The sequence below is a fragment of the Methylotenera sp. genome (assembly GCF_029945535.1).
Classification (GTDB): domain Bacteria; phylum Pseudomonadota; class Gammaproteobacteria; order Burkholderiales; family Methylophilaceae; genus Methylotenera.
Window position 1 is genome coordinate 21,298 of record NZ_JAQSCU010000010.1, and the last position, 12,504, is coordinate 33,801.

11 protein-coding genes are annotated in these 12,504 nt (G+C 43.3%); 4 read left to right on the forward strand and 7 right to left on the reverse strand.

Going from position 1 to position 12,504, the window contains the following annotated elements; genetic code table 11:
* Nucleotides 1-109: 109 nt before the first annotated feature.
* The 6 genes from PSU72_RS03210 to purB form a co-directional block, all read right to left on the reverse strand.
* Complete coding sequence (locus PSU72_RS03210; RefSeq protein WP_300430606.1) at nt 110-463, reverse strand: DUF2069 domain-containing protein; 354 nt, start codon at nt 461-463, stop codon at nt 110-112.
* Nucleotides 460-1,185 (reverse strand): DUF2470 domain-containing protein, encoded by a 726-nt coding sequence (locus PSU72_RS03215; RefSeq protein ID WP_300430608.1) that lies wholly within the window; start codon nt 1,183-1,185, stop codon nt 460-462. The genes PSU72_RS03210 and PSU72_RS03215 overlap by 4 nt, the downstream gene beginning before the upstream one ends.
* A 174-nt stretch (nt 1,186-1,359) precedes the next feature.
* Nucleotides 1,360-1,953: an NAD(P)H:quinone oxidoreductase gene (gene wrbA, locus PSU72_RS03220; protein ID WP_300430610.1), complete on the reverse strand. Its 594-nt coding sequence runs from the start codon at nt 1,951-1,953 to the stop codon at nt 1,360-1,362.
* Nucleotides 1,954-1,975: 22 nt separating this feature from the next.
* Nucleotides 1,976-5,158 (reverse strand): translocation/assembly module TamB domain-containing protein, encoded by a 3,183-nt coding sequence (locus tag PSU72_RS03225; RefSeq protein ID WP_300430612.1) that lies wholly within the window; start codon nt 5,156-5,158, stop codon nt 1,976-1,978.
* Nucleotides 5,158-6,906, reverse strand: coding sequence for an autotransporter assembly complex family protein (locus PSU72_RS03230; RefSeq protein ID WP_300430614.1), 1,749 nt, complete (start codon nt 6,904-6,906; stop codon nt 5,158-5,160). The genes PSU72_RS03225 and PSU72_RS03230 overlap by 1 nt, the downstream gene beginning before the upstream one ends.
* A gap of 64 nt (nt 6,907-6,970) precedes the next feature.
* Entirely contained in the window at nt 6,971-8,341 is a 1,371-nt protein-coding gene (gene purB / locus PSU72_RS03235) for an adenylosuccinate lyase (RefSeq protein ID WP_300430616.1), read from the reverse strand.
* Nucleotides 8,342-8,476: 135 nt separating this feature from the next.
* Between purB and PSU72_RS03240 the strand changes: the two genes are divergently transcribed.
* The 4 genes from PSU72_RS03240 (at nt 8,477) to PSU72_RS03255 (ending at nt 10,951) form a co-directional block, all read left to right on the forward strand.
* The gene (locus tag PSU72_RS03240) at nt 8,477-8,785 is read left to right on the forward strand and encodes a type II toxin-antitoxin system HigB family toxin (protein WP_300430618.1); all 309 of its coding nucleotides are present in this window, start codon (nt 8,477-8,479) and stop codon (nt 8,783-8,785) included.
* Nucleotides 8,775-9,131: a transcriptional regulator gene (locus PSU72_RS03245; protein WP_300430620.1), complete on the forward strand. Its 357-nt coding sequence runs from the start codon at nt 8,775-8,777 to the stop codon at nt 9,129-9,131. Before PSU72_RS03240 ends, PSU72_RS03245 begins: the two co-directional genes overlap by 11 nt.
* Nucleotides 9,132-9,297: 166 nt before the next feature.
* Nucleotides 9,298-10,320: a DUF262 domain-containing protein gene (locus PSU72_RS03250; RefSeq protein ID WP_300430622.1), complete on the forward strand. Its 1,023-nt coding sequence runs from the start codon at nt 9,298-9,300 to the stop codon at nt 10,318-10,320.
* Between the two features lie 7 nt (nt 10,321-10,327).
* Complete coding sequence (locus PSU72_RS03255; protein WP_300430624.1) at nt 10,328-10,951, forward strand: hypothetical protein; 624 nt, start codon at nt 10,328-10,330, stop codon at nt 10,949-10,951.
* A 53-nt stretch (nt 10,952-11,004) separates the two neighbouring features.
* Here the strand turns inward: PSU72_RS03255 and PSU72_RS03260 are convergent, their stop codons facing one another.
* Nucleotides 11,005-12,465, reverse strand: coding sequence for a bifunctional 2-methylcitrate dehydratase/aconitate hydratase (locus PSU72_RS03260; protein ID WP_300430626.1), 1,461 nt, complete (start codon nt 12,463-12,465; stop codon nt 11,005-11,007).
* Nucleotides 12,466-12,504: the final 39 nt, after the last annotated feature.

Sequence of the window (12,504 nt, forward strand, 5' to 3'; positions counted from 1 at the left end):
ATGTTTTATCATCAAATCAGTAGGTAGCTCGCTGTAGGTCGGACTTTAGTCCGAAAAGTCGGGTTAAAACCCTACCTACAGCCTAATGATGAGTCTTGGTTCAACACATTTATTTTGCGCGGGTGAACTTTGCAAAATAAATAGCGCATGCAAAAAACACGACAGTCAATAAAACTTCAGCCAGCGCTAATTTGGCAGACAGCCCAACGTCTGACCAAGCGCGCACCACGCCCTCAGTAAAATACAACAATATAAACATACTTGCCCATTTGTAGGTGTATCGCTTGCCGTGCAGAATGCCAAACAAAGGCAATAGCAATGGCAGCGTTTTGAGCATAAGTAATGAGCCTCCTGGCTTAAAAGGCGCGAGAACCGTTTCCCATGCTAAACAAAGCAGGATGAGTGCGATTAAGCTAATGCTGGCGCCCAACTGAAGTTGTTGTATGTTCGGTTTTTGCATCATACTTTTGCTGCTTTCGACATATTTACCAGTGCCATTCTGGCAGATTGCGCATCTTGAATGGGCTGCTCAAAGTTGAAACGCAAAACTTGCGTTTTTCCCTCTTCAGTATTTACTTTTGCATCAAAACCATCGGCATCTATGCCTAACATTTCAGCGTGCGTGGCGCTCACATTGTGGAAGTGCTTGCTGTAGGCAATCAGGCTATGCACATGGTCTGCATTCATGTGTTCGATGATGGAGGTTTCTTGTGCGGCAAGAGGTGAATTTTCTGTAACTTCAGCAGGCTGCATCGCATCTCCTGAAATCCAGCCCATCTTGCCAAAGCCAGCAATATAGCGTGCTTGAGCAATTTCGATCCGATAAAAACTGAAATCGTGCATATCAAAATAACCAGCGGCTTGAGGCATATAACGCAAATAGCGTGCGCGTAAATCAGCATCTTCTTTATCTAATTTTTTTGCTTCGCCCATGAGTGTGAGGCGCCCGTTCGCTTGTAAATCGTCATCGCCTGCAAACACGAGTAATGACACTTTTGGGTTAGCGATAATGTTCTGAGTGTGTTCTGCAATGGTGCTGATTAGAATAATCGGTTGACCAGTGTGATCCAACACAAAAGGTGCGACTGAGCCGAATGGATAGCCTGCAAATTTAACAGAAAGCGTTGAAAGAACGCCACTGCGGGTAGAACGTAAGAACTGTAAGGCTTCTTTTGCCAAGGTCATTATTTATTCTCTATGTACGTTGTTATACAAAAATATTTGTATAAAATTATATTTGTCATTCTGACTGAGTGAAACGAAGAATCTAGTCTTTACGAGCTAGTGCAAACTGGATTCTTCGTTACACTCAGAATGACGAGTTAGGCGTTGGTTCGGTAATAAGCTTGAGCAGAGATTCTAAACTGAAAGTTTTAATGCAGTTTCCGCCAACCGTTTGCCTAATGCCAAACATAGTATTCTTTCATCTGCGCTGATCGCTTTATCGTCCATCGTGCCGCCAATATGGCTTGCGCCATAAGGTGTGCCACCAGTTTGCGTGCTAGATAACTCGGGTTCTGAATAGGGCAAACCCACCATTAACATGCCGTGGTGCATCAATGGCAACATCATGGTCACTAAGGTTGTTTCGTTCCCGCCGTGCATAGAGCCAGAGCTAGTAAATACTGATGCAGGCTTGCCGATAAGCGTGCCCTTTAACCACAAGCCAGCAGTACCGTCTAAAAAATATTTCATAGGTGCGGCCATATTGCCAAAGCGAGTAGGGCTGCCAAGTGCTAAGCCTATGCATTCTTCTAAATCGCTTAGCTCCACGTAAGGGTCGCCGCTACTCGGAATGTCTGGCTCAGTCGCTTCGCAATTCGCTGAAATTTTAGGTACCGTGCGAATACGTGCTTTGATGCCCGATACACTTTCAACACCACGTGCAATCAATTGCGCCATTTCACGAACGGCGCCACCTTGTGAGTAATATAAGACTAGAATTTCGTTCATCTGGTTAAATTATGTTGATTAGTTATTTGAAGCTAAAAGTATACAGCACATCTACGGCGCTTTCTGTGCCGGCTTCTCCGCGTAGTGACCAGCGTGAGGTCATGTTATAGGTAAGTCTGGCGACATCTAAAAGTCCGCTGATGCTTTTTTGGTAACTGAGATATAGCCTTGATGAAAGACGTTTGCCAAATACCACGGCTGCACTGTCTGCATCACCACCAGAGAAGCTAAATTCATCTAAGCCAGCAGCTCGGGCTAACTGTGTTTGTAGTGGCACTGATTGCCCTTGCGAGAGCAATACGCCCGCAGCTAATGATAATAAGCCATAGTCATTTTTGCTGGTTTGATCCATGCCGTGACCTAGCACCAGCCAAGATAACTTTTCACTATCGGCTACAGTTGGGTCGGAAACTAATTTGGTGATGGGGATGAAAGCTGTACCTGTCACTTCGATACCTGCATTGACTGGCGTGGTATTGCGCATGGCTCTGATATTCAGGCCAGGATTATCTACGGTACCGTTAAAATTGATAATGCCGCGCTCTATAATTAACTTTTGCCCATACGCTGAATAAGAGCCTTCTTTCACCTGAATGATGCCTTCGGTATGTGGGCGATACTGTGTTAAACCGGTTAAGGTCATCGCACCGGTCAGCTGCGCATCCAGCCCACGGCCACGTAAGGTGAATTCTTCACCTAAATCGATGCGTAATCCGTTAAGTAATATTTTGAGTGCAGGTTCGGGGACTGTATCAGTTTGCCCTAGAATCACAACGTCATCACCAAGGACTGGTGTGTCTTCGTCAGACAGTTCGACTAGTCCTTTCGCTACCTTGAAGTTGCCTGAAATCATGAGTAGGTCATTAGTTAGCGTAGTTTTTCCCGTGCCATTTAAGATAAGTAAGCGGTCAGCGCGTGAGATTGCTGTGAAGTTTTGGGCTGACCAGTCGAGGTCAATTTGTGGCTTTGCTTTATCTAAATTAGCACTGTCTAAACGAGCGGTATCGAGCAGCAAAAATCCTGTCGCTTGTAAATGACCGTCGCCGCCTTGCCACGTGGCTTTGGTAATGAGTAGTTTGTCATGTTCAAAACTTGCTTGTAGCTCGCCATTGGTAAAGCTTACGCCTTCTGTCGGTAACGAAAATTGCAGGTTTTTACCATCCACACTACCGTTTAAGTTAGGTGCCTCTAGCGTGCCGTTAGCGGCGACGGCTATATTCAAATGACCATCAAAGCTGGCATCCATCAATGACGTTGGCATTGGCAGCCATGCCAGAGTTTGTAGTTGAGCTTTACCATTTAATGTCAGCGGTGCGCTGGCGAGTAGGGCAAACCCAGCGTTTACTTTGGTGAATGTGGTGCTTAAACTAGCCTCTAAAAAGCCAATATTTTGCCCTTTAAGGCTAGTGCTAATCTCGGCTTGATTATTCACAAACTTGGCATGAAATTTCGCCTCTTGCAAACCAAGTGGCTTCTTGCTGCCATCGGCTGTGGTCATGGTGAAGTCGCCAGTGTCGTGCCATAAGTTAATATTGCCATTTAAACTATCCGTCGCTTTTATATCCCATTTGGCTGAAAACGTAGGGCTGCCTTCTAGTGTCGATGGCAATATGAATAACTCTGCGGGTATATCGTCTAGCGCCAATTCATCTGCGTGGCCTGTGCTTGCAAAGCCATTGGAGTCAAATTTTATAAGGTCAATGAACAGATTGCCTTTATTTAATTTTACCTGAGCTTGCTCTAAGGTTGCGCCTTTCGTTTCGAATGACAGTGGTGCTGGTGCGGTTAGTTTGATGGGGGTCGCGCCATCTAGAGTGAGGCTTTGCAATAATCCCTGCCAACGATTTGTTGCCGCAATTAAGCCGCCTTGTAATGTGCTTGCAAATTTAAACTCTTTGCCTTGCGCTGTTAGATTTAGCTGATGTTTCGCTCGTGTCCCTTGTAAGGTCAGCTTGCCATCCATCACTGGATGCTTGCCGTATTGCAGGTTGTTGGCTGTAAATTCACCGTTCACCTGACCATTTTCATCAGCCATCATCAATGCCTGACCTTCTAGTTTGTCTGCCTTAAACCCGCCTGGCAGGCTGATATTTTTTGCCAGTAGTTTGAATTGCAGCGCTAAATTCTGAAACGTGCCCGTCACCGTGCCACTCATATTTGCTTGGCCAGAATAATCTGTACCAAATTTTCTCAAGTCTGCTAAATCAGCCTGCCAATCAAGCTTACTGTCGGCTTGACCAAGGCTGCCATTGGCTTTAATGGTATTGTTGGCGATACTCGCCTGCAGGTCGATATTGCGGATTTGCTTGCCTTCAATGATGATAGTGCCGCTGCTAAGCAAGGCTTGGTCCTGCCATTGACTATCACGTGCAGCGAATTGAATAGTGGTCGTCAAAGCAGGTAAAAGTTTGCCTTGCACGACAATATCAAAATTGAGCTTTGCCGTTGGATAACTGCCCAAGTTTTCAGGTTTGAGTTCATTAATCGTGATGTTGGCAGAGAGCGGGTAATCATCCGCCAAGCCAAGTTGACCTTCGATGTTCACCAGCGCTGCGGCGTGCGTATTTGCTTGCTGAGTTTGGAATATTGCTAATTGATTGTTGAGTTTAGCGACGATTATGTTGCTATTAAAATGCAAGGTTTGCAGATCGCCAGATAGATCTACCTTCACATCGTAGGGCGTGCTAGCGTCAGCTTTTTTGAGATTAGCCACTCCGTTAAGTGGAAACGGTTTTGCAGTACTCATTTGCAATGTGGTTGAAGCTTCACCCCAAGGCGTGCTGGCATTTAAGGTGTTGATTTTGATGGTTTTAGCGTCAGCTTCAAGGTTAAGTTTTAGATTGCTGAACGTTTGTGTTTCGCCATTCTTAATCACTAATACTTCGGCAATTTCAGCTTGCCTAATTTGAATGGGAAATGGCGGTTTTATGCGTTCAGGAAGTCCAGAGTCTTTAGTTTTAGCCGTGCCATCGCCGATGGTAATAATAAGCCGCTTTGCGCGCATCTTATCTACCAACAGCTTGCCATCGCCAAATGGTGAGAACTGCCAGTTGGCATCTAATTTTTCAAGCTTCAGGTGAATGTTATCGAGGTCATAATGGAAAGTATCGAGGCTGGCATTGGCGTTAATCGACATTTCACCCTGCGCTGAAGTGACAAGCAAGGTCAGACCAATCATGAATAGCGTTAAGTAGCGGCGTAACATCAGAAAGCTACCCCTATATTAAAGTGGAACCGATACTCACCAGTCGCTTCACCATAAGCAATATCAGCACCAATCGGGCCTAAAGGGCTTTTCCAGCGTGCGCCTACACCATAACCATACACTGGCGACAAATCTTGCAGTGAGTTGGCCGCATTACCTGCATCTACAAATACTGCCGCACCCCATTGGCTAGTGAGCCATTGCACAACTTCAATACTGCCTGTTGCAATATAGCGTCCGCCTACGGTTGCATCGCCTTCTGTCACGCCTAGGCTTTGGTAAGCATAACCGCGCACAGACTGGTCGCCCCCTGCACGAAATAAATATAATTCAGGGGCGCTGTTTTTGCCATTCACCAAGCCAATTTCGGCACGTGCAATAAGCTGTGTGCTAGAGGTGATCGGGTAGTAGGCTTGCGTTTTAGCATGACTTTGCAAGAAGCTACCATTAGCCGTAGAGGTTGTTGGCGCACCAGTAAACTGCACGTTCAATAAATAACCACGCGTTGGGTTGAGGTCGTTATCGGTGTGTCTAATTATGATGCCATAGCCTAGCGTGGCTGCATAAGTGCTGTCAGCCCCCGCGCCATCAACCTTGGTACTTTCGGTGAGTAAATTTGCATTCACATATTGTTCACGTTTTCTATCACCCCATGCCCGCTTAACGCCAACTTGTGTGACGGTTGAATCTAAGCCCTCTACTAGTGTATGAGATACATTTCCGTTCAGGCTGTCTCGGTAACCTGCTTTAGTGGTTGGTAGATGAATTTCACTGGTAAGCACCTGAGCGTCCTGTTCTAATTTAAGGTTGCTACTCAATCTCCAACCCATATTAAACAAGTTTAAATCATCTACCGATAGCTGTAAGCGCGGTCCTGTATTTGTGCTGTAGCCAGCGCCTATGCCCATTTTAATGCTGCGATTTTCGATGACTGTGACTTTAATCGGCGCGATATTAGGTTCAGCACTATTAGTTGAGTTGAGTGTGTCCGCAGTCACTTCTACACTCTGAAAATAACCGCTTTCTTGCAAGCGCGTTTGAAAAGTCAGCAAGTCAGACTGGTTATAAATACGTCCTGCTTTAATGGGGTTAAGGTTCTCAACCACTCTAGGTTTGTAGCGCTTTAAGCCTACTATTGTTGTATCGCCAAATCTAATCGCGGAGCCGCTATTTATCTCAATACTAAGGGCAACGGTCTGCGTTTCAAGATTCACCTCTGCTTTGCTGCTGCTAATGCTGGCATTGGGGTAACGCTCGACTAAAAACTCAGTCAATAACTTACGTTTGGCTTGGTTCCAATCCTCTTGGCGGAATGGTTCACCTTTTTTTAGTAGCCATACTTCGTGCAATTTTTCTACACTAGGCTTGGCATCTGCTGCTTGAGTGGCAATGTCGCCAGTGAGTTTCAACATTACATCGCTGACTAAAATAGGCGCGCCAGCTTCAATTACAAACTTGGCGGTGTACACGCCATCTTGATTTTCAAGCATCGGGCTGATTTTGGCTGCGAAATAGCCTTCGGTTGCGATTAAATCTTTGATGTTCTGTGGAGCTAGTGAGAATAGACGCTTCCACTCTCCAGGACTCATGCGCGGGTTATCGCGCCATTTCACCATATCCAGATGTTTCTGCAGTAAGTCTTTTAGGGGAGCCTGTGCGGTAATTTCAACCTGATAATGTGCAGACTCCGCCTGCACAGGCAGAGTCCAAAATAACCACAAAAAACAGATTAAAAGGATTTTTCTCAAGTGTAGGCTACCTTATTTAATTGCCTGACTTGTGGATGTTTATAGAATGAGCATCGCAGCTAAACTAAACAGTACGTGCAAGCTCCGTCGCCTTGCCAACATAGCTGGCGGGTGTCATTTCTAGCAGCGCTTGTTTTGCATCCGCTGGAATATTTAAACCGCTAATGAACGTGTGCAGAGAAGCTTTATTTATGCCCCCTTTGCCGCGTGTGAGTTCTTTAAGTTGCTCGTACGGGTTTTCAATTCCATAACGGCGCATCAAGGTTTGAATCGGCTCGGCCAGTACTTCCCAGCTGTTATCCAAATCTAAGGCCAGTTTTTCTGGGTTGATTTCTAGTTTGTTTAAGCCACGTAAGCAAGAGTCGTAACCTAAAAGCGTATAACCAAAGGCCACGCCCATGTTGCGTAACACGGTTGAATCAGTCAGGTCACGCTGCCAGCGTGAGATCGGTAATTTTTCAGCTAAATGTCGTAATACAGCATTAGCCAAACCCAAGTTACCTTCGGAGTTTTCAAAGTCAATTGGGTTCACTTTATGCGGCATGGTAGAAGAGCCGATTTCACCCGCTTTTACTTTTTGCTTAAAGTAGCCAACTGAAATGTACCCCCAAATATCGCGGTTAATATCAATCAAAATCGTGTTAATGCGGCTTAAGCAATCGTACAATTCAGCCATATAGTCATGCGGCTCAATTTGAATGGTCATTGGGTTGTAAGTTAAACCTAAACTTTCAACAAAGCTCTTCGCAAAACTCTCCCAATCAAAATTTGGATAAGCAGAAAGATGCGCATTAAAGTTACCAACAGCGCCGTTAATTTTGCCTAAAATTTCGTTGGCTTCAAGCTGTTTTTGCTGACGTTGCAAGCGATAAACCACGTTAGCCAGCTCTTTACCCATAGTCGTTGGTGATGCTGTTTGACCGTGCGTACGTGACAGCATAGGTTGTGCAGCAAGCTCATGCGATAAATCAGTTAAGCGTGAAATCAAGTTAGCCAAGAATGGCAACATCACAGCATCGCGCGCGCTTTTTAGCATTAAGCCATGTGATAAATTATTGATATCTTCTGAAGTACAAGCAAAATGAATAAACTCACTGGCTTTTTTAATTTCAAGGTTGCTATCAAACTTTTCTTTAAGCCAATACTCAAGCGCTTTCACATCATGGTTCGTGCGCGCCTCAATCGCTTTAACCTGTGACGCATCTGCTTCGCTAAAACTAGCAATCGCATCGTCCAACTCTTTGATAGTCTCTGCACTAAATGGAGCAATCTCCTGTAAATCTTTAGCCGCAGATAACGCTTTAAGCCACTCAACCTCCACCCAAGCGCGATGTTTAATCAGCGCATACTCGCTAAAATAAGGGCGTAAAGCATCTAATTTAGTTTGATAACGGCCATCAAGTGGAGAGAGTGCATTGAGCGTAGTAAGTGACATCGTTAGTGCTTTCAAAACAACGGTTTTAGTAAGCCGACATTTTACCTTAAAATTAGCACAAGCATTAACTAGCGATAGATTCATATTGACCTTGCTTGACAATGATACTAAACTCCCAGATTGGGAGAAATTAAAATGCGTGTGATTGCAAAAAGTACATTAGTGAAATTTTGGAATCAACCAGCATGTAATGATGCAAAAGGTGCTTTGCAAAGCTGGTATGACGAAGCTGTGAAAGCCGACTGGAATACACCTCAAGAAATAAAGGCGCATTATAGGAGCGCGAGTATTTGTGGCAATAATAGGGTTGTATTTAATATTGCAGGCAACAAATATCGCCTAATAGTAGAAATGCAATATCAAGCGGGCATTGCATGGGTGAAGTTTATTGGTACTCATGCGCAGTATGACAAAATTAACGTGGAGAACGTCAATGAATATTAAACCGATTAGAAATGATGAAGATTTGCGAGATGCATTTAAGCGTTTAGAGCCTCTGTATCAAGCTCAAGAAGGTAGCGCGGAGGCCGACGAGATGGAAATTCTTGTCACACTAATCGAAGCTTATGAAAATAAGCACTACCCGATTAATTCGGCAAACCCAATTGAAGCTATTAAATTTAGAATGGAACAGCAAGGCCTTAGTCAAAAAGATTTAGAGCCGTTTATAGGGTCTAGCGGACGCGTTTCTGAAGTGTTGAACCATAAGCGAGGCTTAAGTTTACCAATGATAAAGCGGCTGCATGATGGATTGCATATTCCGTATGAAAGTCTATTGTCGGCAGCGTAAAATTTCTTTTAGAGGTATTCCAAAGATTTACATGCGGCGGGTTACAACCGCCCTACGCGAGCTAGAATGGATGAGAATTTTAAATAGTGATCTTAGCTCTATGGAGTATATAGTTCGCTACACAATAAATATTATGTTAACGATTTAATTGCACATTGGAAAATTAATGAAAAGTTATGACTCACGTACTTATAGCATTAATGATTTTGTTGAGTGGGACGCGGCTAAACAACTGGAGTTGAACCCAAAATTTCAAAGGCGAGCTGTTTGGACTGATAAAGCAAAGTCCTTTCTTATGGATACAATTCTTCGAGGGAAGCCAATTCCCAAAGTTTTCATACGCCAAAAAATAAATGTTACTACAAAGACTTCAATACGCGAAGTAGTTGACGGTCAGCAAAGACTGAGAACAATACTTTCGTATATCAAAGATGGCTTTACGGTTAACAAGAGGCAAAATCCAGAATTTGGCGGACTACAATTCAGCCAACTACCTGAAAATATACAATCTCAAATACTCTCTTATGAAGTATCCGTAGATTTACTTATAAATCTTACAGACTCCGAAGTTTTAGATATTTTTAGCCGGCTAAACTCTTATGCAGTACTTTTGAACGAGCAAGAAAAAATAAATGCAGATCATTTCGGTCCTTTTAAAGTATTGGCAGACAAAATAGGTCACAAGTATTACGACTATTGGAGTTCGCAGGGGGTTTTGACAAATAAACAAATTGTTCGAATGCAAGAAGTTAACTTAGTGGCAGATATTCTAATTGCTAGATTAGAGGGTATAAAATCAAAAAAGCAAATCAAAAAATATTATGACTTGTATGAAAGTGCTTTTGAATATGACACAGAGGAACTAGAGGTTGATTTTGATCGTACAATCACGGCTATTGAGAAAATTTATCCTGAAGGTCTTTCTGATACTGAGTTTCGGCGCCCTCATTTGTTTTATTCTTTGTTTATCACAATCTCGCAATGGCTCATTAAAAATTCTAAGCCAAATAGACCTCCCCCAGAGGTTATTAGAAATAAATTAGAAAGAGTCGAAGAAATTTTTGCTGAAGAAGATATAAAAAATCTAAGTAAAGATGAACAGCAGTTTTTGAATGACTGCCGTCGTGCAACAACTGATGAGAAAGTTAGATTAAGACGCTCTGAATTTTTGCTTAACACTATTTCATAGATTTCCTATGTCATTAAGTATAAGTCTAAGTGAAATTAAGTCGCGAGTGATGCAGTGTGATAATCTTATTGCCAACACTCATTTGACGAATAGAAATGGTGCGTATTTATTTTCTGCTATTGATAGACAACAAATCACAGTGGCAGCTTTTTTAAATTTATTCATCGCATGGGAAAGTTTTCTTGAAGATACAATTACTAAGCTAATGTCAGGTAGTCAAACTATATCAGGCAGGCTTCCCAACCGTTATGTCGTTCCACCGAATCAAGATGCTGCAAAAGCGTTAGTATTAGGATGCCATAGATACTTTGATTATGCTAATTTTGACAATGTTAAGCGAATAGTTTTGATTTACTTTGAGATGGGTTATCCATTTGAACCTCACCTTAGTTCAATCACAAACGATCTTGCTGACTTACGCACAATGAGAAACGCATCTGCACATATAACCACAACTACACAAAAAGCTTTAGAAGCTTTGGCTCAGAGAGTTTTTTCTACACCACAACCTAATATTGACTTATATACTTTATTAACTACATCTCGCCCTACTTCATTAAATGGCAATACTTTATTTGCTGAATCTCGAGATAAATTACTTGTAACCGCAGAACTAATTGCCAATGGTTAAAAGCAAGTATAGGGCGGATGAGCTTAGCGTTATCCGCCCTACATAATTTTAAATTAAGCTACCAACATATCCACAAAGGTATTCACGGCAGTCGCTTCTAGCTTAGCCTGATCTAAGCATAAAGCCAAAATATCTGCCTGCTTTTTAGCATCAAAACGGCGCGCTAAATTCACTTGGAATTTTTTCACTAACTCTGGGATGCCTTGGCCGCGACGACGGCGGTGTCCGATTGGGTATTCCACAGCGATGTTGTCTGAGCTCGTGTGGTCTTTAAAGAACACTTGAATGGCGTTGGCGATTGAGCGTTTTTCTGGGTTTAGGTAATCAGCCGTGTAATCAGCTTTTTCTACACACACCATTTTTGCGCGAATTGCATCAATGCGTGGGTCTGCCGCGGCTGCGTCTTCGTAATCTTGCGCTGTTAAATTGCCTTTTAGCAAGCCAATGGCTGACATGTATTGAATACAATGGTCACGATCGGCTGGGTTATCAAGTGGCCCCGTTTTGTCGATAATGCGAATGGCTGATTCGTGCGTAGTAATCACGATTTTATCAATCTGCGCGATTTGATCTAAGGTTTGAATTTCTTTGCCAACTTGTGCATGTAGTTGAATTGCAGATTCCACCGCAGTTTGCGCATGGAATTCAGCTGGGAATGAGATTTTGAACAATACTTGCTCCATCACGTAAGAGCCGTAACCCCGTTGGAATTTGAAGGCGTTTCCTTTAAATAACACATCGTAGAATCCCCATGTTGTAGCGGTTAATGCTGATGGGTAGCCCATTTCACCTTGCATAGTCATCCACGCTAATCGAACTGCACGGCTGGTTGCATCGCCTGCTGCCCATGATTTACGTGAGCCTGTGTTTGGAGAGTGGCGGTAAGTACGTAAGCTTTGACCATCTACAAAAGCATTTGAAACGGCATTGATGATATCTTCTTTATTGCCACCTAATAATTTAGTCACTACAGCAGTCGAGGCGATTTTGACTAAAATCACATGATCCAAACCTACGCGATTAAAGCTGTTTTCTAACGCTAATACGCCTTGAATTTCATGGGCTTTAATCATGGCCGTTAGCACGTCTTTAATGGTCAGTGCCTCTTTGCCTTCAGCTACATTTTTACGTGAAATGTAATCAGCAGTCGCTAAAATGCCGCCTAAGTTATCTGATGGGTGACCCCATTCAGCGGCTAACCATGTATCGTTAAAATCTAACCAGCGTATCATCGCGCCAATATTGAAAGCCGCTAAGATTGGGTCTAGTTGATAGTTTGTACCAGGCACTTTAGCGCCGTTTGGCACGACAGTGCCAGCAATGACTGGGCCTAGCAATTTGGTGCAAGCTGGGTAATCAAGCGCTTCAAAACCGCAACCTAGTGTATCCATTAAGCAGTTGCGTGCGGTGTCGAATGCTTCATCTGATTTGATTTCGTAATCCGCCACATAGTTGGCGATATCGACAATGACTTGGTCTGGAGCGGGACGTACGTTTGAGATGTGAGCTGACATTGTTTAAGACCTTTTAAAATATATAAATTCTGAATCGTT